Here is a 26,367-nt window from a genome sequence, read left to right on the forward strand (position 1 = left end):
GTGAACCTCTAACTCTGTTAACTCATACGAAGCAGTGAATCTGAAGATTTATCCATTTCTTCAGCTGTGCTCATCATCTTGACTTGCATTTCAAACTGACGTTGTAAGTCAATCAATGCGGTCATTTCACCTACGGCATTCACGTTACTGCCTTCTATCGCTCCCGTCTGGAGGCTAACAGTCGCGTCTGCTTCGTAAGGTTGGTTTGGAGTTTTATGGCGAAATAAGCCATTGGTGTCTTTAAACAAGCTTTGATCATTAGGCTTAACAAGCTTAATGCGATCAACCGCTTGGAATTCTTCTGCCGGGGCACCTTGAGGAAGTACAGAGATGGTGCCATCCCGACCGATTTCAATTTTGGAGAGAGGAATAGGCAAAGTAATCGGCGCGTCGTTTTCACCCAGCACCAAATGACCACTTGCGTTGGTAAGCATGCCATTTTGATCGACTTTTAGGTTGCCGTTACGGGTCAACCCTTCTTTCCCTGTGTGATCGAGTACCGATATCCAACCGCTGCCTTCAATCGTCACATCCAGATCACGCCCTGTTGTAATCACGCTACCTTGAGCAAAGTTATGCCCTGGACGCTCTGTCATGCTGAACACACGTGAAGGATGGCCTTCACCATAAGCCTGCATTGAGCGAGCCTGTGCTAAATCAGCCCGAAATCCGGTCGTGCTTACGTTAGCCAAGTTATTAGCGCGCAATTGTAGTGCCTGCATATTTTGCTTGGCGCCACTCATTGCGAGAAACAGTGCGCGATCCATAAATTACTCCAAAAAATCTCTCTGTACACGGAGTAAAAGCAATAGTTATGCCAAAACAAAAATAGGCTTATCAATCAATACTTTGAATTAACAATCAACAATTAAAAGAGGTCAATAGGGGCAGAAAACTGTAACGAGAGGCAAGGTTTTGATCCATACGGCGGCAACAGCGGCAAATCGTAGATCAAAGCATGCTTAGCCTGAGTGAGGTGTATTCAGGCTAAGCATCAGATGAATGTCATGATGAAAGTGAACAAAGCGGTAATTACTAAGAAGCAATCACACGCCATTGCTTACTCAAGCAGAGTATCGAATGACCCAGCTAGTGCTCTAGCGGATCTGTAAGATATTCTGTTGTAGTTGGTTGTGTACTTCGAGCGAACGTGAGTTTGCTTGGAAGTTACGCTGAGCAGAGATCAGGTCCACCAACTCCTGCGTCATATCAATGTTTGACTGTTCCAGCATACCGTTATTGATGGTGCCGAAAGAGCCTTTATTTGATTCACCCCAGACCTTGTCACCAGAGAACTGCGTTGAATCCCATTGAGTGCCGCCTTTCTTATCCAGACCTTGCTCGTTTGGAACACGTACGAGAGCAACACGACCCAATGTAACGTTTTCACCGTTTGAGTAAGTTCCCAATACGCTGCCGTTTTCATCGAAGTCAACTTTGGTTAGGAAGCCCGTTGTTGCACCGTCTTCGTCAAACTTAGTCAGTTCGAACGGAGCCGCAAACTGTGTTGCTGAGCCTAAGCCGAAGTTAAGCGTCTGCGCAGGATCGGCACCATTCATATCGACTGGTGTCGTGTTCGTCGCCGGATCGCCCAGAGCCACAGAAGTGATTGGCTGACCATTGTTCAAGCTCGCCAACGTACCATCGTTGTTGAACTTCATGGTATGCCCCACATGACCTGTTGGCGTTTGCGCATCACCAGCCGCAACATTTAAAGGCTTTTCACCTTCTTTATCTGTCACGGTGTAGTAAGTGTTCCATGTATTGGGCTGAGTCTGATCTTTCAAGTAATACGTCGTTAGCTTGTAAGACTGACCCATCGAGTCATAAATTGTCGAAGAGGTTGAACGGTTGTATGTATCTGGGTCTGAAAAATCAAACTGCGTTGGATCTTTCAAATCGCCGTTAGCTGGCAAGTTCACGCCCACTTCAATGTTTGCTGTTTGCTTTGGCTTACCAAATTCAGCAGGAATATTGATAGGTTGTGGCTCGTATGAAGAAACCTCACCAGAGCTTGGATCCACTTGGTAACCTAATAAGAACTCATCGTTCGCGGTCACCATGTAGTTTTCTTTATTTAAATGGAATGCACCATTACGTGTCAGTTCATTCTGTTGTGGAGTCAGACGCTCCTTCGCCACGGCGAAGAAACCTGTACCCGAAACACGCAGATCCATTGGGTTGTTGGTGTAAATGCTTGAGCCTTCATGGAACTGCTGCGCCACTTGGCTTGCTTGCGCACCACCACCCGGCGTGGTTTTTGCGTTAGTAAATAAAGAGTTAGAGTAAACATCAGCAAACTCAGCACGGGACTCTTTAAAGCCGTACGTGTTGGCGTTAGCAATGTTGTTACTGGTGGTGTTCAAATCCAGTTGGGCGGCGGACAAACCGCTTAAAGATACATATGACATTCCAAAATCTCCTAATCTAGCGAGCTATGACTACGCTTTGCCGACTTCCAATACTTCTGCAAGTCGAACTGGCGACTCAAAACCAGCCAGATTGAGTAATACGTTTCCGTCACCTTTGCCAAGCAATACGCTGTTTACGTTGGCATACGTCGATACTGGGAACTCTTGCGACTCCCCTTCAACTAAGCCAGACGCTTTCACTTTGTATTTGCCAGCTGGCAGTGGATTTCCGCTTTCATCTTTACCGTCCCAAAGCACACGCGTGTCGCCGGCTGGTTTCGCCCCTACCTCAAAGGTACGAACCAGTTGGCCAGCTTCATCCTCTACACGAACAAACAGATTATCGATAGATTGTGAAAGCTTAACCATTGCCGCCATTGGTGCGTCGTCCTGCTTCACACCTGCTGCTCCTGGGACCAATACGTCACGCCCTACCAAAGAGGAAGCTTGTAACGCTTGATTTGATGTCATTGACGAATTCAAACTCTCAAACTGAGTGTTCATCTTGCCAATGCCATCAACGGTCGCAAATGAAGCCATTTGCGCAATCATCTGGTCATTACTTACCGGCTTAAAAGGGTCTTGCTGAGACAGTTGCTTCGTGAGCAATGATAAGAAGTCTTCCTGTTTTAGGTCCTGCTTACCCGTGCTCTCTTCCGCTTTCTTGTTACTCTCTTGTAGACTTTTAAGCTGGTCGATATAGGACAAGCCGCTTTGACCAACGTTGTTAATTCCGGCCATACGCTACCCCCTTATCCTTATTGACCCATCTGCAGCGTACGCAGCAGCATTTGTTTACTAGAATCAGCGACCTGTACATTAGTTTGGTATGCACGAGAAGCTGAAATCATGTTTGCCATTTCTTCCATTACATTGACGTTAGGCTTGTAAATGTAGCCTTCTTCGTTTGCAAGGGGATGGTCTGGGTTGTACTCCGCACTCAGCGGTTTATCACTTTCTACAATACCCATCACTTTCACTGGCACCGTATCACCGCCACGCATGGCGTTACTTAACTCTGCACCAAACACCGCATGACGCGCTTTGTAAGTGTCTTTCGCAGAGCTGCTGACACTGTCGGCGTTCGCCAAGTTGCTTGAGGTAGTATTCAGACGAACGGATTCAGCGCTCATTGCGGAACCTGTCACATTGAAAACGTTAAATAAGCTCATCTAAATTATTCCCCTTTGATTGCTTTGGTTAAGTTCTTGAATTTGCCGCCTAGAAAGTCGAGTGATGCTTGGTGTCTGATTTGGTTTTGCATAAACAAGTTACGCTCTAAATCCAAGTCTACCGTGTTGCCATCTCCCGTATCTGGTTGCGTAGGAAGACGATATAACTTGTCCCCAACCAACGTTGTAGTGGCAGGAATATGCCGACCATCTGTGCGACTAAGACCAATGCTTGCCCCAGATGTTGCCGCTTGCAATTCCTTCGCAAAGTCTAAACCTCTTGCTTTGTAACCAGGCGTGTTTGCTTGTGCGATGTTGGTGGAAATCACCTCTGCATTGCGCTCACGTACACCCACCGTGTGCTGGTGGATGCCTAGTGCATTGTCAAAAGATATAGCCATGTTTGCCTCTACAATTAAGAACTGACCGTGATTGATAACCAAAAAGCAATTAGCATGCCAAAACCTAAAGCATTACACCAACCTAGTGGTTACCGTGAATTGAAATAGCAATAAGTGAGCCAAAGTAACTGGAATGTCATGTCGTATCACTTTGCTCACTTAATAAAGATACACCGTGTTGAGGGCACAAGGCAAAAACGCGCTTCAACTAATTGAGTGATACATGAAGCGCTCGGCGCAGAAAGGTAACAAACAAAAAAGCCTGACACGAAGTCAGGCTTTTCTATCAATGAAGAGATACCGCTATTTAAGCTTGTAAATGATGCCCGGATTACAGCGCACCATTTCAAATTTATCAGTCAGACCAGTTAGCGACTCTGATGCCCCTAACAGCAAGTAACCACCAGGGTTTAAACTGCTCGCCATTTGGTTAAGCACTTTAGATTTCATTTCTGGAGAAAAGTAAATCAATACGTTACGACAGAAAATGATGTCGAACTTACCCATCAGTGCGTAACTGTCCATCAAGTTTTGTGGACGAAAGTTCACCAAACGCTTGACGTTATCTTTGACTTTCATGCGACCACCGTCCGCATTTTCAAAGAAGGTGCGACGACGTTCTGGTGAAAGCCCGCGACCCAAAGCCAAGTTGTCGTACACCCCTGCACGACACATCTCGAGCATACTTGCCGAAATATCTGTGGCTGTAATGGACACGTTTGGTAACAAGCCCGGCTTGCGCTGTTGCGTTTCCAGGATCGTCATTGCAATAGAATACGGTTCTTGGCCCGATGAACTGGCAGCAGACCAGATCTTAATTGGGCGCTTACTTGCCGCTACTTCTGGCAATAATTTGTCAGCTAAAACCGTGAACGGATAAGTATCTCGAAACCACAAGGTTTCGTTAGTCGTCATCGCATCCACAGCGGCGACTCGTAATTCTCGATTACGCCCTGTAACAACATCACGTAGCAAATCTGATAACGATGCGAGCTTAAACTTCGTCACTAAAGGACTCAGTCGGCTACGCACGAGGTATTGCTTGCTATCACCTAACACGATGCCACATTGCGATTCTAGAAAACGGCTAAAGTCACGATACTCTTGATCACTGATTGTAATAGCAGTCATTAATGTCTCTTTTATTGTGTTAATGCAGATTTAACCGCGTTACCCAACTCATCTGGGTTAAATTTCGCAATGAAGGTGTTGGCACCTACACGCTCAACCATAGCTTGGTTGAATACACCACTTAATGAAGAATGGAGGATAACATAAAGGTCTTTCAAATCGGCATGTCTGCGAATTTCAGCCGTTAAGGTATAGCCGTCCATTTCTGGCATTTCAATATCGGAAATAACCAACGAAATTTGATCGTAGATATTGCCTTCTTGAGCCATTTCAATCAACTTATTGTACGCTTCTTTGCCGTCTTTGACAGATACGACCTCAAAACCGATGGATGTAATCGCACGCTCTACCTGTTTACGCGCGACCGTCGAGTCATCAGCAATCAGTATGCGGCGTACAATAGGCTTTTCTTGCTCTGCTTGTGCGATTTCTTCGCCAATAGCGGAATCCATCGTTTCATCAACTGGCGCAATTTCTGCCAGGATTTTTTCAACGTCAAGGATTTCAACCAGCTCATTGTCAATGTTTGTCACGGCAGTCAAGTAGTGCGCTTTACCTGCGCCGTCTGGCGGTGGCAAAATCGCTTCCCAATGCATATTGATAATACGCTCAACCGATGATACCAAAAATGCTTGGATCGTACGGTTAAATTCTGCAATAACAACAAAACATTTATCTAAATCAGTGGTTGGGCGGCCACCAATTGCCAGGCTCAAATCAATAACGGACACGGTATGGCCGCGGATATGAGCGATACCTTTAACCAGAGGGTGTAGATTTGGCATTGAAGTCAGCTTAGGGCACTGTAGTACTTCTTTCACTTTGAATACGTTAATGCCGTAGCGCTGTCGGCCCATCAGTCGAAAGGTCAATAATTCCAATCGGTTCTGACCGACGAGTTGCGTACGCTGATTCACCGAGTCAAGAATCCCCGTCATATGCTCATCTCCATCTCAAACTTTTTGTTTTTAAATGATACTCTACCACTGGCAAGCACGATACCAGGGAGACAGTATGGCGTATTTCACTTTCACTTCGACACCATTGACTATGACAATATGTAGAGCGCTAATTACAAAGTACGCTAAGTCTATCGGCATTTTGCTCAGTATGTTTAGCTTTTTTGTTCATTCAGCTTCAGATAATCAGATCGAGCAAATAAAAACAGCAGCAGAACAACATATTCTTGCTACGGTTGATCAGCCTGATGGTGGCGAGCTATCTGTTAATGCGGCAGAGATCGACTCGAGAATAAAAGCAACGGATTGCCCTGTTCCGTTAGATACATCTGCCTCTTCCACCAGCAGCACGAGAAGTAACATCAATGTGTTAGTGGAATGCCAACCGGATGACTGGAAAGTCTATGTCCCTGTGAGGATCTCGGTATCAGTACCAATGATCGTCGCGACACGAACATTAGGGAGAGGAGAAATCGTCAGCGCATCGGATGTTACCACTTCCATGATCGAGCTACAGCGCTTTCGTAAAGATGGATTTTCTAGCTACGATCAAGTGGTTGGGGCAAAGCTAAAGCGTAATGTTCGTTTAGGCGATGTCGTAGAGAGAAATGATGTTTGTGTGGTATGCCGAAATGAAAAGGTCATTATCAAAGCGGTGAATTCTGGCATGACGATCACAACGCAAGGCACAGCATTGCAGGATGGTTCAGCTGGCGATCAAGTAAGAGTGAAAAATGATAAGTCACAACGTATAATAGAAGGCATAGTGACTGACATTGCGGAAATCACTGTTAATTTTTAATACCCACTGGTAGCGTGTTTAAACTGATCAATAAAAATGCAAAAAATGACTAAAGTTATTTTTGCGCTGGTCGATAGTCTGGATACCAGTATTACGATACAAGGCAAAGGTTAAACATGGCAGGTATAGATAATATACGTTCAGGGCAAATGATGACGACAACAAGTCGCGCACCTGCACGTAACGATTCCAATGCTACCAGCACGACAGAATCAAAAAAGGCGCCAGCGCAACAAGACGCAGTATCACTCAGCCAGCAAAGTAAAGCCGTCAGTAAACTCCAGAAGGATATGGCAGCTTCTCCGGCATATGACAGCGCCAAAGTTGCAGCAATCAAAGAAGCTATCACAAACGGTTCATACAAAGTCGATCCTGAAAAATTGGCTGACAACATGATTAAGTTTGAAAACGAATTGCAAGGCAAAAGCTAACTGACTTAGGCCGAAGGTAAGTATTTTATGGCAGCATTAGTCGATCTCGTTAATTTCCAGCTAGAAAATGCTAAGGCACTTTCCGCTGTTTTACGCCAAGAAACACAAGCAATCACGGCGCGTGTCTCTACCGAGATTGAGAACATTGCCAAACAGAAGATGACGCTCATTGATCAGCTCAGAACAACTGATCAGCGAATCGCCTCTCACCCGCACGTCAATCAACTTACTGAAGATGAGCACCTAAGTCAGGTTGTTGCTCAGATCCAATCGATCGTCCTCGACTGTCAACAAGTTAACCAAGTAAATGGCGAATCGCTTAGTCGCGCACAGCTGAGCTTCAATAAACTCAACAACATGCTTCAGCGAACTCATGGCAAAGTTGGCATGACCTACAATGCGGGCGGAAAAACCCACACCATCTCGACGCTTGGCACCAATATAAAAGCTTAAACGTCACTCTTACCCTCAATTCCCGCGCTCACGTAGATATAAAAAAGCGACTCATTGTTACCAATCAGCCGCTCAAAAAGATTATCTGTCTAGTGAAATGGTTTAAAACAAGGTTTGCTGACGCTTCTCAGGCACCTGCTGAACTTCTCCATAATCACGTAGCTTATCCATCTTACGGATATCCAGGCGCAGCTCAGTCACATAACTGTCTTCAACAAGATAACTACGCACAACTTCTGCACCACGAATTACACCATCGACGGCACCAGTGGTGCTTTCAATACCCAAACGCTGGTCTTGCAGCTCTGCACGTCCACTAACACGCATGCCATAAACTTGCTCTGCTAGCTCACGATAAGCATCAATTTTTGATGCGCGCATTGCTCGTACACGCTTTTCTTCAACTGTGCGGCCTGTTTGCTCACTGACGCTGGCATAACCCACCGCCACTAAGATTTCATCTTGACGCATCTGTTGTAATGGCTGACACCCAACCAATATCAGTGTGGCAACAATAAATAATAACTTCTTCATGCTTCTATCCTATGGACGGAGAATCACAGTGTACGGCTGACGAATAGTAGGGTCAGAACGAATCAACACACCATCTTGTGTGCGGATGCTATTTAACGTATCTAAGTCACGCCCAATACGGTCAGCCGGAAGGAAACCTTGCGCTGTCGCTACAACTACACGGCTTTGCATGCCAACCACGCGTGCATTGACAAGCACTCCGCCCTCTTGGCGCAGCATTGTTCCGGTCAGTACATACTGAATTTGCTGCTCTTGAGCTAAATCTTGCCAATCACGACTTAAAGCAAAATCGCCCTGCTGCGTCACTTGAATAGAGCCCGTAGTTTTGAAATCAACCACTTTAAACCCTCGGCGCTGAAACTGATGGATAAAACCTTCAGAGACCGAGTTACCTAACCAGTTTGTTGCATCCATATTTTGTAGATCAACAAACGAGGTAATCGCAATCGGTGTCCGCGCTGATACTGCCACATTAGAAACCATCAGGTCTTCTGTCATGCTCTCAATGAAAAAGTCCATCGTATGACGCGGACTATCCATCAGCATGAACTGGCTTCCCGAGTACGGTTCTTTACCATTGTAAATCGGTGAGTACGCGCACGATGTCAGAAGCGTCATCATCGATGCGGCGACAAGCCACTTTTTCATGGTTTGATTCTCCAGATAATCTTAGGTGATACCGTTCTTTATTAATTCCTTTCCAAGAAAGTGAATATTGGAACAGTCTTTGCTTTTCTTTGTTTGCCTAACGAAGAAAAACCCACCAAACTTCACTGAATTTGTTAAAGCAATATTTATACCCGAACGGTTGTAACCAATGAAAAAAATATTAAACAGTCTGTTTTCAATCACTTTAGTGATGCTTGTGCCTTTTAAGGTAATGGCATCTTGGTATGAAGTCACAGGCGTTGCCACCATCGTTTCTTCAGAAGAGACGGCAAGGCTCCATGCGTTGGAAGACGCGCTGTTCAAAGCCGTCAATTTTTCGGGCGCAGATATTGGCAGTATTAGCAACTTGATGCCGCTATTAGAAGAAAGCCGCAACGAATACCAGTTTACCAATCATGAAGTCCGTTACATTTTGGTCGAGTCTGAACGCAAACGTCGCGGTAAAGTCGAGGTAAAAATCCGCGTTGATATTTATCCATCGGCAACGGGTTGCCACACCGATCAATACAAAAAGACAATGCTGGTCGGCAATATTGAGGTCGCATCACCACAACAAGCAGTGATGGGACAAATTTATCAAGTTGGTGACGATTTTAGCCACGTAGTGAACCGTCAACTTGATCAAACCTCACGCAGCTTTGTGTCTGTTGGTACAACGGACTACTCAATAAGCAGCAACTATCCTGCTCGCACTCAAATGATCGCACAAGACAATGGCGCACAATACATCATTGGAGGGGTCATAACCGATCTCACTGCAACGGTCGAATCTCAACTATTGCAAGATGACATCATCAATCGTCAGTTTGCGTTAGAAATGAAAGTATTTGATGGTAAAACTGGCCATGAAATCTTCAACAAAGCCTACCGTGAGGTCGCGCGTTGGCCATTTGCTAAGACGAGTCAAGTGGACACTCGTAGTGCACGTTTTTGGGCATCGACCTATGGCGAGATGATGCTTCGCGTTAGTCGCAATATTATGTTGGATCTGGAGTCGGAGCTGTCTTGCAAAATTACATTGCCAGAGGTTGTGGCAGTCTTCGGTAATACCGTAACGATGGATCTCGGCCGTATGCACGGCGTAAAAGAGGGAGACAAATTGCAGCTTTGGCACACCGCGTCGTTTATCGACCAAAATGGATTGCCAAGAAACAAAGTCTCGCAAAGCGAAATTACATTAACGGTATCACGCATATACGAACACGAAGCGGAACTGACGATTGATCAGCCAAATTTAGCATCTAGCGTTCAAATTGGCGACGTAATGAACAAGATCCTATAAAAGCAAACATTAAGTCTTGAGATATGCTCACTTTTGAATATCATAGGCAGCGCATCTTATTTGATTATACCAATGACCGTAGCGAATCGTTCAACGTGATGCTGATACAGATCTGGTAGATTGCTAGATTTGAACTCAGTAAAACAGTGCAATGAACTGCAACTATTGGTATTACGCCCCCATGGCACAGCTGGATAGCGCAGTCCCCTCCTAAGGGACAGGTCGTAGGTTCGAATCCTACTGGGGGCGCCATATCATAGCCTTAGCTCCCACTTGAGCTAAGGCTTTTTTGTATCTTCAATTTCAAGCCTCGCACTGCTCCCCCTAGTACACCGTGTTAGATAATCTTCCCAGTAATCAATATGATCGGATCGGGTGTTTCGGTTACGGGATAAACCCTTCTACTGATCTGACTTCTTCCCCTTGAAATCATTTCAACAAGCCCTATTTACAGTTTTGTATTTTATTACTTTAATTATCTATGAGTTTTGCTTACCCTTTTAGCTATTAATAAAATTATTAGTTAGCACTATGTCTAAGAGCAATTTAATAACTAACACTGGACACCGCTTTATTTCTAAAGGCAAGACAGCCTTTAAGATACATATCCATACCCCCGAGGATACGGTACTACACCGCTCGGTAGGATTTGTTCGTATTGGAGAAAAGAAAGGCTTACAAAAAGCCATTAAGCTGAGAAACGAGTTAGGCCGGCAAATGTGGGGCAAATTCTGGCGACGTCTTTTGAAAGACCCTTACTTAATGACCAGGCTTCCACATAGCGTTGAGCCTAAAATCGTTCACAAGCCTAACCCTACTCTTGAAAACCCTGACAACCGAGATACGTGTTACATCGCCAAGTGGCGAGAGTTCAATGATGATGGTGAGTATAAATATAAAACGGTGGTTCGCTCTATTAGTAAGTACGGCAAACTTGCCGCCTACATGCAAACCAAAAAAGCGTTGTTAGAAGCACATAAAGATAACTTGGAGATCCTGACATTTATGGGGCGTTTAAACAGCATTGATCTTAAATAATACCTAGCCACTTTGAACATTTCAGTCAGTTTTTAAAGAGAAATAAAAAGCCCCAAAGAGCGAACTCTTTGGGGCTTTCAGCTTCAGTCTTCTATACTACGGTCGAATAGGAGCTTATTGCTGAACTTGGTATTCAAATTCTGGAACAACGATTTCTACGCGACGGTTTTGTTGACGACCTTCACGAGTGTCGTTTGAAGCGATTGGGTTGTTTTCACCTTCGCCACGAGCTTGGATACGTGATGAATCAATACCTTTTTCAACGAGCGCGTTAGCAACAGACTCAGCACGTTTTTCAGAAACCTTTAGGTTGTAAGCTGCTGGACCAGACGTATCTGTGTAACCTACAACTTCAACGTTCGCTTGTGGGTGCTCGTTTAGGAAAGCAACTAGGTTATCAAGTTTTGCAGCGCTCTCTGGTTTTAGAGTTGTGCTGTTTAGATCGAAGCTACCTGTGCCAATTGTTTGAGTTTCGAATGTTTTCGTAACTACAACTGGCTCTTCTACCACTTCTTCTACAACCACTTCTTCAACAACAACTGGCTCTTCTACGATTACTGGCTCATCGTTGCCGCCGAATTTGAAAGAAACACCTAGTGTTGCAGTGTTACCTGTCGCACGAGTTACATCGTTGCTGATGTCAGTCAGTGTTTGGTATTCCGCACGAGCTGTTACGTTTTGGCTTAGGTTGAATTCAAGACCAGCCGCGCCTAGGTAAGAGTAATCATCTTTGCCATCAAACATTACGTAAGCGCCACCCACTTTACCGTAAAGTGCGATGTCTTCAGTGATTGGTAGGCTAAATTTAGGAGCAAGAGTGATTGCTTCTACGTGGCCACCGAAAGAAGTTTGGTTAAAATCACCGATGTTGTCGAAACCCGCTTCTACTGCGAAGTATTTATTCATTTCGTAACCAACAAAAGCGCCAAGAGTAGAATCGTCTTTGTCACAAGCCTGGCCCGCTACACACGCGTCTTCCATCCATGACTTACCCATCTTACCACCAACGTATACTTCTGCTTGTGCTGCTGAAGCCATAAGTAGAGACGCTGAAATTACCGCTGCTAATTTTTTCATTATTGATTCCTCTAAAGAAGTTCTTTTGTTAGATGCCGAAATGCGCCGTCTGACTGACGTTGTATTTCAATTCTTTTTATTCATTCCTTGAGTGAGATACTTAGTCAGCTTCTTTTTATGCACATGCATTTTTTTTATGGAAGCAACTTACGTACATTTCCTGTTCAGTGATACATATCGCCATCTCGGTATCGCTGACGGGATGAACTATAACGCTAAGAAATCGCGAGAAAAATCCCAATTCTGTCAATTTATTGTCATCATAAATCTCGACAACATGTGATCTTAAGCAAAAAAATCCCCACGCAATCACCACGCAAACGTTTGCTTTAATTTTTGGAACAACATAGCTAAAGCAAAGGTTTTTCTTAAAAATGAGACAAACAAAATGGAACTTTAAGGAACATGGATAAAAATCAATCAGATATTTGATATATAATCGCTCGTTTTTTATTCACGCCAACGATGTTTGGATTAAAAAATCTTATCCATATTGAGGTAATATTACAGGTGAAACCATCTCTTCATTCACCAATATGAGAGAAAGTTTCTCGTTATCTAAATTGAAGATACAAAAAAGCCGCGGTTGCTCACCGCGGCTTTGTGACTATTTATTCAAAAAGAACGTTCAGTTCAAAGCAATTATGCGTTTGCTTCACGCTCAGCAATGAACTCAAGCGCCATCTTAATGCGAGCAATACAACGCTCTTTTCCAACCAGCTCCATTACTGCATCGACAGAAGGAGACTGACCGCCGCCTGTTACAGCAACACGTAATGGCATACCGATTTTGCCCATGCCGATTTCCAACTCTTCACATACTGCTGCGATAACGCCATCTTTGATGTTCGCTGTCGTCCATTCAGTTAGTGCTTCCACTTTCGCTAATGCAAGTTCTAGAGGCTCTTTAGCCACGCCACGCAGGTGTTTCTTCGCTGCGCCCGCTTCAAACTCAGAGAAATCTTCATAGAAGTAACGGATTTGCTCAGCTAGCTCAACTAGTGTGTTGCAACGCTCACCCACCAGCTTGATCACGTCAGTAATAGCAGGACCATTCGTTACGTCTAGTTTTTGTTGGTCTAGATGCCATTGTAGATGCTCAGCAACGTACGCAGGATCTGAGTTCTTGATGTAGTGGTTGTTCAACCATTGCAGTTTGTCAGTGTTAAAAGCAGACGCTGACTTAGATACTGCGTTTAGGCTAAATAGATTGATCATCTCTTCTTGAGAAAAGATTTCTTGGTCACCATGAGACCAACCAAGGCGCACTAGGTAGTTGTTTAGTGCCGCAGGCAGGTAGCCCATATCGCGGTATTGCATGACTGATACAGCGCCGTGACGTTTAGACAGTTTCGCGCCGTCATCACCCAGGATCATTGCACAGTGTGCAAATGTAGGTACTGGCGCACCTAGTGCTTCGTAGATGTTGATTTGACGAGGCGTGTTGTTGATGTGGTCTTCGCCACGAACAACGTGCGTGATACCCATGTCCCAGTCATCCACTACTACACAGAAGTTGTAAGTAGGTGAACCGTCAGTACGACGAATGATTAGGTCATCCATTTGATCGTTGCGGATTTCAATGCGACCACGGATTTGATCATCAAATACTACGCTGCCTTCTTTCGGGTTACGGAAACGGATAACACATGGATCGCCATCTTTTGCCGCTTCGTTTGCTGCTTTGATTTTTGGATGGTTAGCATCGTAGCGAGGCATTTCTTTATTTGCTTCTTGCTCTGCACGGATTTCATCTAGCAGCTCTTTAGACGCGTAACATTTGTAAGCTTTGTCTTCAGCAAGAAGCTTATCAACCATTTCGTTGTAACGGTCAAAACGTTGAGTTTGGTAGTAAGGACCTTCATCCCACTCCAAGCCTAGCCATTCCATACCTTCAAGAATTGCATCAACCGCTTCCTGAGAGTTACGCTCAAGGTCTGTATCTTCGATACGTAGAACGAATTCACCACCTTGGTTTTTAGCGTATAGCCAAGAGTAAAGTGCAGTACGCGCACCACCAACGTGTAGATAGCCAGTTGGGCTAGGAGCAAAACGAGTTTTAACCGTCATTTGAGTTCCTTAGGGGTAATGAGCAACGAGAGATCTCTCGTTGTAATGTCAAGGATAAAAGTGGCGACATTTTACCACCGTAAGTCAATTCTACAATCGGTTTGACAACAGAAATAAAAACAGGGCAGAACCAAAAAGGCACAGCCCTGCTATTTACTGTTAAAGCACGAGACGAAATTACTTCAGGTTACGCATTGCCCATTGCATAAATTCTTGCTGCTCTTCACGGCTCAATTCATTAAACGATGCTTTGATTGTTTTGGTTTCCGCTGGAGAAGACGCAATGCTTGCCTTGGTCGATTCTTTATTCATTGCGTTGTTATAGTCGGCAACTTCTCGTTCGTAATCACGAAAACCTTGCAAACCACCTTTACGAAGTTGAACCATAGAGAATGCCACTTCTTTTCCGTTTTTGTCTTTCAATACCACTTTAGGATCGAGTTCGAAGGCTCTCGCCTCTTCAATAGTACGGAATGTTTGATAAGTCAGAGAAAGCTCGGTGTCTTTTTCTGCATCAAACTCTAATACCAGCGGCTGCGAATCGAATTTACGGCGCTTTCCATCTTCAAATACAATTTGTCCAACCGTTACCGCCAATTGGTTTTCCCCATCTTTTAACTCGATGCTGTTATTCTTGGATATCCACTCAGGGTAGACGAACTCGCCGTTGAGAACGCGAGGAACTAATTCAGATTGCAGAGTGAGTTGAGCTGCAAAAGCTGGCGCCGAAAGCATTGCGCAAAGTCCGAGAAGTGTCGTTGTTTTTTTCATCATGGTTTCTCACTTTATACCAATTTAGATAAGCCTCTAAAACTTACAGGCCAGTCATTTCAAAGGCTTATTTGAATAAGTATCAAGATAAAAAGGGCGTTTCCGCCCTTTTAGCTGCTTCTTTAATTAGAAGTAGTATTCAACACCTACAGAGAACTCGTCGTAGTCAGCAGACTTCCAACGTGCTTCTGTTGGTTTATCTAATTGAGACGCACCGTCGCCAAAGTCTAGAGTACGAGCACGTACGTACAGCACTGCCGATGGGTCTACGAAATACATAACTTGTGCTGATAACACATCGTCCGCTGTATCGTTAATTTTCTTACCATCACGCTCGAGATCAAAGTTAGCGGCGTAAGCCAGTTTGTATTGCCAATCACCCGTGGTGTACATGATAGCGGCAGACATTGCATCTTGCTTTTCACTCACACCATTGCTTGCGTCCGCTTCCATGTATTTGTATTGCGCAAAGAAAGAGATCCCGTTATCAAACCAGCCTTGTGCCCCTATCAAGTACGTGTTGTTTTCCCACGTTTGGCTTTCCATCTTGATATTACGGTTACCTTCATATGCCGCATCTAACTGGATAGGACCAATTTTGTAGTGTGCTGCGATACCACCCCAGTAGTCATCCCCTTCACCTAGACCTGCTTTATCACCTGCACCAGCTGCGATATCTAGGGAGAATTTGTCAGCAAACATTGGAGAGTCCCAGCGGATAGTGTTTGATTGACGGTCTTGGTACTTGGCGCCACCAATAGCACCACCCCAGTCGTATACATCGCCGAGACCAGGGTTAGATGCTGGCCAGTCAACCAATTCGTACATAGGTGTCAAAACGCGACCCAGACGAATTTGACCCCAAGATGCACTTTCAAAACCGACGAATGTGTCACGTTCACCAAGACCTGCGCCCTCGCCACCAAAGCTAGGGTCTACATAACCGCCTTCGATTTGCCAAATAAAAGTAGGGTCGAAGTTAGCAAATTGTTTTTTACCACGGAAACCAATACGAGATTCGTTGTTTAGCTGCATGCCACCCAAATCATCGTCCGTTGCTTTGCTACCAGAATCGTAATCGCGGTACGCGGCCTGCATCGCGATGATTCCGTAAACTTCATAAGAAAATGAATCTTTGGTTAGAAACTCTTTTGCTGCGTCACTGTTTGCACCATCAGCAAATGCAGCACCACTGAACATCATGCCGGTAATTGCCGTGGCAAGTAGGCTTTTCTTTAGGTAAGACATTATAAACCCCTATATTTTTAGTTTTTTCCATTTTCAAATTCACTAACTAGGACATGGCAGGAACTTGAAACAGTGTTTGGACGGGGCAAATATGACAAACTTTTTTCGCACTAAAAAACTTTCGCTACAGCAATCTGAGCGACTTCAAAATGAGAAAATCAAAAATAAAATAAATCAATAAAAAACAATTGGTTAACATCAAATATAAAAAATAAAAAACGTTAAAAGTACGTTTTGACACTGAACTGACATTGAGAGTATCTAAAAAACGTGAGCGACTTCATTCATCTTTTAGGTGTTTTAACGGAACTTTATATTCAAAGAGAAAAAACCTTGAGATCACTCGCAAGTAAAATGACCGTGCACTTGTGGGATTCGAGAGATTTTGACGAAATTGTTGTGAGTAGCAAATGGGTATTGACCTTACCCTTGCAGGAAGGTTTAAGCTCATAGCATCACTACTATTGAGGTGCAGATTATGTATCAGTTAGTTATACCTTTATCAGGGCTCAACTGCATGGGCTGTGCGAGAAAAGTTGAGAAGGCTTTACATGCAAATCACGATGTGGAGATCCTCAATTTGTCCCCGACGCAAGTAGAGGTCAAAACCGAGTCTTCTCTTAAAGAGCTCGTCTCGTCGATTGAATCTCTTGGTTACCAAGCAGGAAATCACTACGAACTAAACCTTTCAGGCTTAAGCTGTGGCGGCTGCGTCAAAAAACTTTCATCTTTATTAGAATCTAATCAAGACGTTATTTCTTTTGAGGCTTCAACAACGCACTTAGAGATTCGTACCCTCCTCTCCGAGCAACAAGTGATCGACTTAATAGCAACACTCGGCTATACCGCCAACCTTGATTCTGTCGAAGTAGAGAACGAAAGCTCACCAGAGACCGAACAGGTAGAAAAGCAAAGCAATATTAAAGATACGCAGGTGCCACCAGCGAGTATTCAATTGCAAATGCTGATTCAAGGCATGACGTGTGCGAGTTGCGTCTCTTCAGTAGAGAAAGCACTTACTAACGTAGAAGGCGTTGAGAAAGCACAGGTCAACCTCGCAGAACAAAGCGCACTAGTATTCGCAAGCCAAGACTCTGATGACCTCCTTAACGCAATTGTTGAATCGGTAAAACAAGCCGGTTACCAAGCAGAGATCCTACAAGACGCCGCAACCCAGCAAGAAAAGCAAGCGCAGCAACAACGTCAGCAACAAAAACGCTTTAAACTGGATGCTATTGCTGGCCTTGTCGTCGGTGCCCCTTTAATGATTTGGGGCGTTGCTGGCGGCAATATGATGATTCGCAACACCAACGACCAATTAGCTTGGGGCGCGATCGGTATCGTATGTTTACTCCTTCTTGCCACAGCGGGGAAACACTTCTTCAGTAACGCTTGGTTAGCAGCTACTCACAAGCGCGCCACCATGGACACGTTAGTCGCGCTCGGTACTGGCGCAGCGTGGTTCTATTCGATGCTTGTGGTGATTTTCCCAGACTGGTTCCCTCTTGCTTCACGCCACGTGTACTTTGAAGCGAGTGCAATGATCATCGGCTTAATTTCTCTTGGTCACTATATAGAGGCAAAAGCCAAAGCAAACACAACACGCTCATTGCAAGCTCTGATTAACCTGCAACCTCAGCAAGCTACGGTAATTGCGGAACAAGGCGATCAACAAATCGCGGTTGAGCAAATCACGCTAGGCATGAAACTGCGTATCAAACCAGGCGAGAAAGTGCCTGTTGATGGTGTTGTGATTCAAGGTGAATCATACATTGATGAGTCGATGCTCACTGGTGAACCAGTACCAGTGTTAAAAGCGCAAGAGGCTCAAGTGTCTGCTGGGACATTAAATACCGATGGTGGATTAGTCATTGAGGCAACGGGCATTGGCGCAAATACCATGCTGGCTCGTATCATCCGCATGGTGCGCACAGCGCAAAGCAGTAAGCCAGCCATCGCGAAACTGGCAGACCAGATTTCATCGGTGTTTGTCCCTGTCGTTGTTGGCATAGCAATACTGGCCGCGCTCGTTTGGTTTGCCGTTGGCCCAGAGCCAAAAGCGAGTTATATGCTGGTGGTCACCACAACCGTCCTGATCATCGCCTGCCCTTGCGCTCTAGGCTTAGCAACCCCGCTTTCTGTCACGGTGGGAGTAGGTAAAGCCGCAGAGCTCGGCATTCTGATCAAAGACGCCGACGCCCTGCAATTGGCAAGCAAAGTCGACACGGTTGTGTTCGACAAAACTGGCACGCTTACCCAAGGTAAACCTAGCGTTCAGCAAGTGTTTACTCACGCCACCAGCCAAGAAGATCTATTGGCTTTAGCGTATGCGGCAGAGCGTCAGTCTGAGCACCCACTGGCAAAAGCGGTATGTGATTACGCCAAACGACACGACGCAAAGGATGTCTCATTAGACAAGTTTGAGAACGTTCGCGGGCGCGGCATTTGGGCGACGTATCAAGATAAACCGCTACTCATTGGTTCGCTTCAATTTATGCAAGCAGAGAACGTCGAGACTAGCGCACTAAAATCTGCCATCGATGAATGCGCAAAAAATGCGTGGACTCCGGTAGCTGTGGCATTGAACGGCGAACTGATCGGTCTGATCGCCATTGCCGACCCGATCAAATCAGATGCGAAACAAGCGCTCTCTGCATTAAAATCGCAAGGCATCAAAACGGTAATGCTGACGGGCGATAACCAACACGTTGCCAATGCTATCGGCCAAGAACTTGGTATTGATGAAGTGATTGCCCAAGTAATGCCAGATGATAAAGCTCAGCACATTGAGCAACTTCAATCTCAAGGACATGTCGTGGCAATGGTGGGGGATGGCATTAACGACGCCCCTGCTCTCGCGTTATCCAACCTAGGTATTGCCATGGGTAGCGGCAGTGATGTCGCCATTGAAAGTTCGCAAATGACCATCCTGAACACGTCACCAATGGCGGTAGTACATGCGATTGAACTCTCTCGCGCTACACTTAAGAACATGAAGCAAAACCTATTTGGTGCCTTTGTTTACAACTCGTTGGGTATTCCAGTTGCCGCTGGTGTGCTTTACCCAGCGTTTGGATTTTTGCTCAGTCCTGTTGTCGCAGGAGCGGCAATGGCACTGTCTTCAATTACTGTCGTTAGTAATGCAAATCGACTACGACTGTTTTCAGTAAAATAACCACTTCTTTTTGAGGGTATTATGAAGTTGAAACTATTGACCTTTGCAATGCTTGCGACCGTGTCCGCCAACGTATTGGCAGCCGATGTCATTAACCACAAATCGCCATACTGTGGCTGTTGTGGAGAATGGACAAAACACATGGAAGAGAACGGCTTTACGGTCGAAGAAAAATTGCACGATGACATGAACGCCATCAAACGCGAGCTAGGCATCAAGAACGAACAGCTTTACTCTTGCCACACGGCAGAGATCAACGGCTATCTGTTCGAAGGTCACATTCCAGCCGAAGACATTAAAGCGTTTTTGAAAAATCCACCACGTAACGCAAAAGGCCTATCAGTACCGGGCATGCCAATGGGCTCCCCTGGTATGGAATATGGCGACAAAAAAGACAGCTACACCGTTTACGCCTTTAACGAAAAAGGCCAAGTGTTCGAATATAGCCACCACGAAGGCAACGACCAATAAAAACAAAGCCCAGCGAGACAAACCGCTGGGCTTTTTCTTAATGGACAGTTAAGACAAATATAAAATTAGAAGCCGTAAGAGGCACCAAATACAAAAGCATTATTCACTAGGCTGTCACCACTCGCGTTTTCTGCACCGTGTGCTTGACTACGGAACTCAAAGTAAGGTTGAACACCTTTACGAGTCCACGTTGCACGAAGCTCGTGGTCCATGGTTTCCGCTTCAATCATGTAGACGTTGTTGTAGCTTAGCGTCACATCCTCATTCATCACGTAACCGATGCGGTTGTCCATGCGGTAATCTGTATCCGCATCTGCGTCTGTCGCATCAATGTGCGCACGAGTACGGTTACTTAAGGAGATGCCGTTATCGAAGTTGTAACCGATCTTAACCAATGGACGGTACTGTACATTCTCGCCAGCAGAGAACAGGTGTTGGTAACCAGCGGCAACCCATAAATGATCGGTAATATTAAATGACTGCTCACCACCCACAGTGATTGCTGGTGTTGTGTTACCTGCGCCACCGTTTTCTGTTTCCAGTTTACCCAACTGAATACCATCAAATTCGGTGTAAACCGTAAAGCCGCCGAATTGGTTATCAAAAGTATGACCAGCTTCCAGTGTAGACGTAACGTCCGAACCATGAATTCGACCATCATCGTGGAATTGAACATTACCTGTTACGTAAGAAGAACCAGCAAAAGCGCTAGAAGCGAAAGCGAGAGAAAGAGCACTCAGTGCAAAAATGTTTTTCATAATTACTGCCTTTATTTATTCACGTTATGCGATAGTTTTAGAGGGCATCTCTTCCCTTTTATCGCAAACTTTGGAATGTGCCTCCTTGGCGTTCGCAATATTGTTTCAATTAATTCGCGATGGAAAATAAAACATTTTAAAAAGTGATCTTGTTCAAACCGACGCTCAACAACCCTGATAAAAACATGGAAAATACAGGCACTTATCGTATTTTTATAAAATTATTCAAAAAATAGAAGTGTGATCGTAAACAGATAATTTATTGATATTTAGCAGATTAAGTCGATCCAGTTCACAATAACCTTGACCATTACAACCCAAAACTTATTTATCAATGAAAAATAATTAGACATCGATCACGCTTAATTTCCTTAAAAAATAAAGAAAGCCCCAACATGATGTTGAGGCTTTGCCAAAAAATTAACTTACAAGAATTGAGTTATTTCACGCTGGTCACTCGACTTGCTTTCTCACCGGTTGCTGACACGGAACGGATAAACACTTCACCTTTCACATTTGGACGAGCATTATCTGCGTAAGTTAGCCAGTTCTTGCCGTCTAGAGAGTATTGAAGCGTCACCCCTGGGAACTGAACGTTCATTGCTAGCTTGCCATCTTCTACTTTCGCACCTGGTACAGGCAGGCGGTAGTCGATACCTGATTTTTCTAGCTTAGCCAGTTCACGTTGGCCAAGTACGTTCGCAAAGCGGTTGTAGTCTTGGTTTAGCGCGACTTTGTCTACTAGGTTAGAGTTTTGCGAGTATTCAACACCCACTTTGTAGTCGTTTTCCCAATCAGCACGGTGCCATGCACGCTCAGCGGCTGCTAGTACGCGAGGGAATACCATGTACTCGTATTGCTCGTCGTTACGTACTGTCTCAGACCACAGCTGTGCTGATAGACCATAGAAAGGTTTCGCTTCGATTTCACCTTTACCAGTGAAGCCGTTACCATCGCGGTCTACAGAGGTTTCTGCGTTCTGAGGCATGTTCTCTGGTGCAAAACCAAACATCTTACGAGTATCTGTTGCACGCGTCGCCCAGTAGTAACCACGCTCTTTCGGGTCAACTTCGTACGGCATGTCCATGTATACGTAGTCTGGGTTAGAAACGATAACGTCGTAACCTTTCTTAGACCATTCGTACACTGATGATGTGCCACCCCAGTAAAGAACGTCCCAGAAGTTAACACGCGTGTTTTCTGTTGCGAACGCTTTCTCACCTTCACTGTACTTAAGGCCATCTTGCCAAGCTTGGAAGTTTGGAATGCCTTTCTCTGCCACCATCTTCGACACTTCTTCTGCAAAGTGGCTTGGTAGATGAGCAAAATCGCTTACCGTACCGTCTGCAATTAACGCCTGACATTGTGGTGACTGTGCGAATGGCTTGTCTTGCTTAGACAAATCAATGTTACCCTTCCAGCTTACTTTGTCTTCTGCGTTGATGTCTTGCAGACCAGCGCCTAGCTTGATGTTCTTCGCTTCGTCACCACCAAAGTGCCATGTTGTTAGCGGCGTGCCCGCTTCTTGGTGCATTGCTGCTACTTCTGAAATCACTTTATCAACAAAGCGAGTTGAAGATTCCATACATGGGTTGATGAAGCTTTGCTTGTTGTAGAACTGAACCGTCGTTACGTTCGATGTATCTTGAGGATCCATCAGGCGATACTCGTTCGCTTCTGCTTCTTTACCTTCTTCCATTAGACGGTCGTAACGTGCTTCCATTGATACCACTGCTGCACGAGCGTGTGCTGGCATATCGATTTCAGGAATCACTTCGATGTTACGCGCTTTCGCGTACTTCAAGATGTCCACGTAGTCTGCTTTGCTGAAGAAGCCAGAACCAAAGTTGTCTGTCGTTGCACCTGAGCCAAGCTGAGGCAGTAAACAGCTTTTCTCTTCCAAATCGAAACAACGGTTAGCACCCACTTCAGTCAGCTCTGGCAGACCCGGGATTTCTAAACGCCAGCCTTCATCATCCGTTAGGTGAAGGTGTAGTTTGTTCATCTTGTACGCGGCCATTTGGTCAAGCGTTGCAAGAATCGCGTCTTTAGAGTGGAAGTTACGAGCCACGTCCACCATCACACCACGGTAATCAAAACGCGGCGCATCTTTAATAGACAGTTGTGGTAGAGAATCAGCATTTTGGCTATCTACCAGGCCAAAGATAGATTGTACTGCGTAGAAAGCACCTGTTTGGTCAAACGCTTTAATCGCAATACCGTCGCCTTTGATGCTCATTTCGTAAGCACCAGATTTTGCCAATTCACCGGTGAAGTCTGCAGGAACAACAGTGATGCTTACAGGAAGATCACCACGAACATCCACACCTACCACTTCTGCACGACCTTGAATTGCTGCGTATTGAGTCGCATCGAATGCGTCTTTAGGCAGCGCAATACCCGCCGCGATATCTACCGTACCTTTACCTGCTTCAACAGACATTGGCGTTGGTAGTAACGTGGTTGATACGTCTTGTTTTGCTAGATCTTCGTTCTTCTCGAAACGAGACACAGCGCTCGCAAATACGTTGTTGTCATCTGGCGTACGTTTTAGGTTGTTACCCTCAAGGCCAGTCACGAAAGATGCAACGTCTTCTGTGTTAAGAGAAGCGATCATCTTAGGCTCTGCATTTGGTGCAGCAACGAAAGCGCCTGGCATGAAGTCAGTTTCAAATAGCTGCCAGTATTCAGCAACAAGAGGAAGCACAACCTCTTCACCCGCAGCAAAACCATCAAACTTATCTGTCGGTTCTAGTTTGTGTAGGTCACCCGTTACGCGAGAGATTTTGAACTGTTCGTTTTCAACATCCAGAATCAGACGAATGCTGTGGAAGTAAATAGCCCAATCTTTTGAGTCAACCGCTTCTCCTTGGTTAACCAACGTCATGTTTACCTTGTTACAAGACGCCCACTCAGCCCCTAAGCCCTGACAAGCAAGACCTTCGTTTGCGCCGTGGTTAGTCAACACTTGGTATTGAATATCAAGATTATTAGCCAACGAATTTACAACTTGTTGTTCAGAGCTTTGCAGCGCAGCGCAACCTGCTAATGTAGTGATAACAGAAATAGCAATCAGACTAGGTTTAAACATCTTACTTCCCCAAAAAAGTCAGTGGTTCAAAACGACAATGATAAAAATCTCGGCCCCTCAAATGCGAGGTACCTAACCGTTACATTCAACATACAACCTGTTATTTCTAAGCGTAAAATAAATAGAAATAGGAAGTGATCCAGCTCAAAAAATGACACTCAGCAAAAACAATAAAAACCTAATTTTCATGGAGTTACAATACACGTCAAAATCGAACAACTTGTTTTGACGAGTTTGCTGCGATCTAGGTCACTTATATTCATGAGTTACGACTGATTTTGTAAGATTTGGATCACGCCTAATTATTTTGTGAACCATTAGTAAGCGAATTACCTATTTACCTTTCGTGAAGTGACTCTCATTTATTCGTCGTCAAAACTCGTCAATATTTTTATAAATGACGATTTTGTCGAATACACCACTGGAGAAATTGCACTTAACCTCACGCTATTTTGCGTATAAAGTTTCAAGGTATCTTATCTGAGGACCATTCTATGTTTCGTCTCTTGACGCTCATATCATCTCTACTTGTTACTTTAACGCCTTTTTCATCTTATGCAGAGCCACAGCATTGGTTAGCGAAAAAAGGGGAAACCGAACTTATGATTATTGGCTCGGTACATGTGGGGGATAAAACGATGTACCCACTCCCTAGAACGGTCATCCAGTATTTAAGCCAAAGCGCAGGGTTGATTATTGAAGCAGACGTCAGGAATTCTGAAGGCTTGGTTTACCCACAAACAACCATTCTTTCTAAAGATGTTTTAGACAGAGCTCAACGTCGCCACTTAATTGAAATTGCCCAAGATTTAGGTTTGCCAGAAACTCAACTCCTAAATTCCCCACCTTGGATGGCTGCATTCACCATCCAACTCGCTTTAGTCAACAAACTGGGGTATGTCTCTGATAAAGGGGTCGACATGCACCTAATAGGACTCGCTGATAAAAAGCAAATCCCGGTCATTCCACTAGAGTCAGTGCAATTCCAAATCGATTTAATCGCAGGTCAATCAGAAGGCGGTAAAGAGATACTTCTCTCGTCAATTGAAGAATATGATGGCGGAGAAGAGTTGGTTCAATGCTTGATAGAGAGTTGGAAGAGTGGTGATGGTAGCATGTTGGTCGAAGCCTCTTTGACCGATCATACAACAGAAGAGTTTAACCAAGCCTTTTTATACGAGCGTAATCGAGATTGGGCTAAAAAACTCGACACTGGCAGTGTTCTACCTCAACAATCGGGTCGCTTCACCGTTGTTGTTGGTGGCTTGCATTTAGTAGGTAAAGATAACCTGATTGAACTGCTTAAAAATCGGGGATTTAACATCAAACCACTGGGTAAGACGCGCCAAGCAAATTGTGATATCTAGTGATTGTGTGAAAAATGCCATTTAAATACAATTATTTAAATACAACCATTTAAAAATTCATTCAAACTTTCTTATAAAACGCCGTTAAGCTAAGTGGATACAAAACAACTCATATGAAATTTAAATATTTATTCCTATACACGATTGGAATTATGCTCACTTCTTCGCTGTCTTATGCTAAACCGCCATGCAACGTAGAAGCTTTTCAAGCTATTGATATAACTCCGGAAGTAAAAGGCGGTGTTTTAGATAAAGAGAGTGGTCAATTTCTTATTACCGAAAAACCAATGATGCGTTGCGCGAACATCACGTTTTCAACAGCCCACACTCGAAATCGCGTTGCACATATGATGAACCAAGGCTTTGAAGCGGTTTACTATGATGGAAATACAAGCAAATCTCACTCAGTAACGTTTGATGAAGACGATTTAAAAGCGGGTTACGTCAAGATTGGTCCAAATCACCCAAAGACCGCTTATGTCTGTTTCACTACTTCTGAAACTCCTATCAATACTATCTCGTGTGACATCAAGTAATAAATTTACTCGCTCTAAAAAATGAAAAGGCCCTACATTTCTGTAGAGCCTTCCTCTCAATACGTGTCGGTGAAGTGCCACATTCGAACATCAGGCGAACCCCAATTTGATTCGAACTATTGAAGTCTAAAATTACTAGCGCTAAAAACGACGAAAGCCTGCTCATTGAGCAGGCTTTCTAAAAGTGGTCGGTGAAGTAGGGATTCGACGCGGCTGGGCTTCCAGAGGACTGGCATTCCAGACCCCGCCCCTCTGGTTCCAAATAAATATCACCAAATACGAAAAAGGCTCTACATTTCTGTAGAGCCTTTTTCTCAATATGTGTCGATGAAGAGCCATATTCTAACTTCAGGCGAACCCCATTTGGTTCGCTACTATCAAAGTCAAATTTGCTGCCGCTAAAACGACGAAAGCCTGCTCATTGAGCAGGCTTTCTGAAAGTGGTCGGTGAAGAGGGATTCGAACCCCCGACCCTCTGGTCCCAAACCAGATGCGCTACCAAGCTGCGCTATTCACCGAG

24 protein-coding genes and 2 tRNA genes are annotated in these 26,367 nt (G+C 44.7%); 10 read left to right on the forward strand and 16 right to left on the reverse strand.

Features of this window, described 5'->3' with window-relative positions; translation table 11 throughout:
- Positions 1–17 precede the first annotated feature (17 nt).
- The 7 genes from flgF to J4N40_RS12575 all read right to left on the reverse strand — a co-directional run bounded on the left by flgF (position 18) and on the right by J4N40_RS12575 (position 6,053).
- Positions 18–767, reverse strand: coding sequence for a flagellar basal-body rod protein FlgF (gene flgF, locus J4N40_RS12545; RefSeq protein WP_005382031.1), 750 nt, complete (start codon positions 765–767; stop codon positions 18–20).
- Positions 768–1,097: 330 nt separating this feature from the next.
- Positions 1,098–2,411: a flagellar hook protein FlgE gene (gene flgE / locus J4N40_RS12550; protein ID WP_250654270.1), complete on the reverse strand. Its 1,314-nt coding sequence runs from the start codon at positions 2,409–2,411 to the stop codon at positions 1,098–1,100.
- 30 nt (positions 2,412–2,441) lie between these two features.
- Entirely contained in the window at positions 2,442–3,152 is a 711-nt protein-coding gene (flgD, locus tag J4N40_RS12555) for a flagellar hook assembly protein FlgD (protein ID WP_005382029.1), read from the reverse strand.
- Positions 3,153–3,169: 17 nt separating this feature from the next.
- Entirely contained in the window at positions 3,170–3,583 is a 414-nt protein-coding gene (gene flgC, locus J4N40_RS12560) for a flagellar basal body rod protein FlgC (RefSeq protein WP_005393132.1), read from the reverse strand.
- Between the two features lie 5 nt (positions 3,584–3,588).
- Positions 3,589–3,984, reverse strand: coding sequence for a flagellar basal body rod protein FlgB (gene flgB / locus J4N40_RS12565; RefSeq protein ID WP_213901882.1), 396 nt, complete (start codon positions 3,982–3,984; stop codon positions 3,589–3,591).
- 303 nt (positions 3,985–4,287) lie between these two features.
- On the reverse strand, positions 4,288–5,115 hold the full coding sequence (locus J4N40_RS12570) for a CheR family methyltransferase (protein ID WP_005382024.1): 828 nt from the start codon (positions 5,113–5,115) through the stop codon (positions 4,288–4,290).
- A gap of 11 nt (positions 5,116–5,126) precedes the next feature.
- Complete coding sequence (locus J4N40_RS12575) at positions 5,127–6,053, reverse strand: chemotaxis protein CheV (RefSeq protein WP_005382022.1); 927 nt, start codon at positions 6,051–6,053, stop codon at positions 5,127–5,129.
- A gap of 76 nt (positions 6,054–6,129) precedes the next feature.
- Between J4N40_RS12575 and flgA the strand changes: the two genes are divergently transcribed.
- The 3 genes from flgA to J4N40_RS12590 all read left to right on the forward strand — a co-directional run bounded on the left by flgA (position 6,130) and on the right by J4N40_RS12590 (position 7,760).
- Complete coding sequence (gene flgA, locus J4N40_RS12580; RefSeq protein WP_005382020.1) at positions 6,130–6,876, forward strand: flagellar basal body P-ring formation chaperone FlgA; 747 nt, start codon at positions 6,130–6,132, stop codon at positions 6,874–6,876.
- A gap of 116 nt (positions 6,877–6,992) precedes the next feature.
- Positions 6,993–7,307, forward strand: a complete 315-nt coding sequence (gene flgM, locus J4N40_RS12585; RefSeq protein WP_005382018.1) for a flagellar biosynthesis anti-sigma factor FlgM — start codon at positions 6,993–6,995, stop codon at positions 7,305–7,307.
- A 27-nt stretch (positions 7,308–7,334) separates the two neighbouring features.
- The gene (locus tag J4N40_RS12590) at positions 7,335–7,760 is read left to right on the forward strand and encodes a flagella synthesis protein FlgN (protein WP_005382015.1); all 426 of its coding nucleotides are present in this window, start codon (positions 7,335–7,337) and stop codon (positions 7,758–7,760) included.
- A gap of 102 nt (positions 7,761–7,862) precedes the next feature.
- Here the strand turns inward: J4N40_RS12590 and flgP are convergent, their stop codons facing one another.
- Together flgP and J4N40_RS12600 are read right to left on the reverse strand one after the other, a co-directional pair.
- Positions 7,863–8,294 carry a flagellar assembly lipoprotein FlgP gene (flgP, locus tag J4N40_RS12595; RefSeq protein WP_005382014.1) on the reverse strand — a complete coding sequence of 144 codons (432 nt, stop codon included), beginning with the start codon at positions 8,292–8,294 and terminating at the stop codon, positions 7,863–7,865.
- Between the two features lie 9 nt (positions 8,295–8,303).
- On the reverse strand, positions 8,304–8,942 hold the full coding sequence (locus J4N40_RS12600; RefSeq protein WP_005382013.1) for a FlgO family outer membrane protein: 639 nt from the start codon (positions 8,940–8,942) through the stop codon (positions 8,304–8,306).
- A 169-nt stretch (positions 8,943–9,111) separates the two neighbouring features.
- On the opposite strand from J4N40_RS12600, the gene J4N40_RS12605 reads away from it, so the two are divergent.
- The 3 genes from J4N40_RS12605 to J4N40_RS12615 all read left to right on the forward strand — a co-directional run bounded on the left by J4N40_RS12605 (position 9,112) and on the right by J4N40_RS12615 (position 11,283).
- Positions 9,112–10,245, forward strand: a complete 1,134-nt coding sequence (locus J4N40_RS12605; protein ID WP_005382012.1) for a flagellar assembly protein FlgT — start codon at positions 9,112–9,114, stop codon at positions 10,243–10,245.
- Between the two features lie 175 nt (positions 10,246–10,420).
- Positions 10,421–10,497: transfer RNA gene (locus J4N40_RS12610), tRNA-Arg, on the forward strand.
- A gap of 279 nt (positions 10,498–10,776) precedes the next feature.
- The gene (locus J4N40_RS12615; RefSeq protein WP_005382011.1) at positions 10,777–11,283 is read left to right on the forward strand and encodes a hypothetical protein; all 507 of its coding nucleotides are present in this window, start codon (positions 10,777–10,779) and stop codon (positions 11,281–11,283) included.
- A gap of 114 nt (positions 11,284–11,397) precedes the next feature.
- On the opposite strand, the gene J4N40_RS12620 is transcribed toward J4N40_RS12615, so the two are convergent.
- The 4 genes from J4N40_RS12620 to chiP all read right to left on the reverse strand — a co-directional run bounded on the left by J4N40_RS12620 (position 11,398) and on the right by chiP (position 16,449).
- Positions 11,398–12,360 carry an OmpA family protein gene (locus J4N40_RS12620; RefSeq protein WP_006743033.1) on the reverse strand — a complete coding sequence of 321 codons (963 nt, stop codon included), beginning with the start codon at positions 12,358–12,360 and terminating at the stop codon, positions 11,398–11,400.
- A 642-nt stretch (positions 12,361–13,002) separates the two neighbouring features.
- Positions 13,003–14,430, reverse strand: coding sequence for a glutamate--tRNA ligase (gene gltX, locus J4N40_RS12625; RefSeq protein WP_005384075.1), 1,428 nt, complete (start codon positions 14,428–14,430; stop codon positions 13,003–13,005).
- 177 nt (positions 14,431–14,607) lie between these two features.
- Entirely contained in the window at positions 14,608–15,204 is a 597-nt protein-coding gene (locus tag J4N40_RS12630) for a YccT family protein (RefSeq protein WP_005382008.1), read from the reverse strand.
- A 123-nt stretch (positions 15,205–15,327) separates the two neighbouring features.
- The gene (chiP, locus tag J4N40_RS12635) at positions 15,328–16,449 is read right to left on the reverse strand and encodes a chitoporin (protein ID WP_033906930.1); all 1,122 of its coding nucleotides are present in this window, start codon (positions 16,447–16,449) and stop codon (positions 15,328–15,330) included.
- A gap of 478 nt (positions 16,450–16,927) precedes the next feature.
- Between chiP and J4N40_RS12640 the strand changes: the two genes are divergently transcribed.
- Together J4N40_RS12640 and J4N40_RS12645 are read left to right on the forward strand one after the other, a co-directional pair.
- Complete coding sequence (locus J4N40_RS12640) at positions 16,928–19,624, forward strand: heavy metal translocating P-type ATPase (protein ID WP_250654271.1); 2,697 nt, start codon at positions 16,928–16,930, stop codon at positions 19,622–19,624.
- A 21-nt stretch (positions 19,625–19,645) separates the two neighbouring features.
- Positions 19,646–20,095: a DUF411 domain-containing protein gene (locus J4N40_RS12645; protein WP_047102912.1), complete on the forward strand. Its 450-nt coding sequence runs from the start codon at positions 19,646–19,648 to the stop codon at positions 20,093–20,095.
- Positions 20,096–20,160: 65 nt separating this feature from the next.
- On the opposite strand, the gene J4N40_RS12650 is transcribed toward J4N40_RS12645, so the two are convergent.
- The gene (locus tag J4N40_RS12650; RefSeq protein WP_005382004.1) at positions 20,161–20,853 is read right to left on the reverse strand and encodes an oligogalacturonate-specific porin KdgM family protein; all 693 of its coding nucleotides are present in this window, start codon (positions 20,851–20,853) and stop codon (positions 20,161–20,163) included.
- A 439-nt stretch (positions 20,854–21,292) separates the two neighbouring features.
- Entirely contained in the window at positions 21,293–23,944 is a 2,652-nt protein-coding gene (locus tag J4N40_RS12655; RefSeq protein WP_250654272.1) for a beta-N-acetylhexosaminidase, read from the reverse strand.
- 494 nt (positions 23,945–24,438) lie between these two features.
- Between J4N40_RS12655 and J4N40_RS12660 the strand changes: the two genes are divergently transcribed.
- Together J4N40_RS12660 and J4N40_RS12665 are read left to right on the forward strand one after the other, a co-directional pair.
- The gene (locus tag J4N40_RS12660) at positions 24,439–25,311 is read left to right on the forward strand and encodes a TraB/GumN family protein (protein WP_064353689.1); all 873 of its coding nucleotides are present in this window, start codon (positions 24,439–24,441) and stop codon (positions 25,309–25,311) included.
- Positions 25,312–25,463: 152 nt separating this feature from the next.
- On the forward strand, positions 25,464–25,847 hold the full coding sequence (locus J4N40_RS12665; protein WP_005384085.1) for a hypothetical protein: 384 nt from the start codon (positions 25,464–25,466) through the stop codon (positions 25,845–25,847).
- Positions 25,848–26,288: 441 nt separating this feature from the next.
- Here the strand turns inward: J4N40_RS12665 and J4N40_RS12670 are convergent.
- Positions 26,289–26,365: transfer RNA gene (locus tag J4N40_RS12670), tRNA-Pro, on the reverse strand.
- Between the last annotated feature and the right edge of the window lie 2 nt (positions 26,366–26,367).

This window comes from Vibrio sp. SCSIO 43097 (assembly GCF_023650755.1).
In the GTDB taxonomy this organism is placed as follows: Bacteria; Pseudomonadota; Gammaproteobacteria; order Enterobacterales; family Vibrionaceae; genus Vibrio; species Vibrio alginolyticus.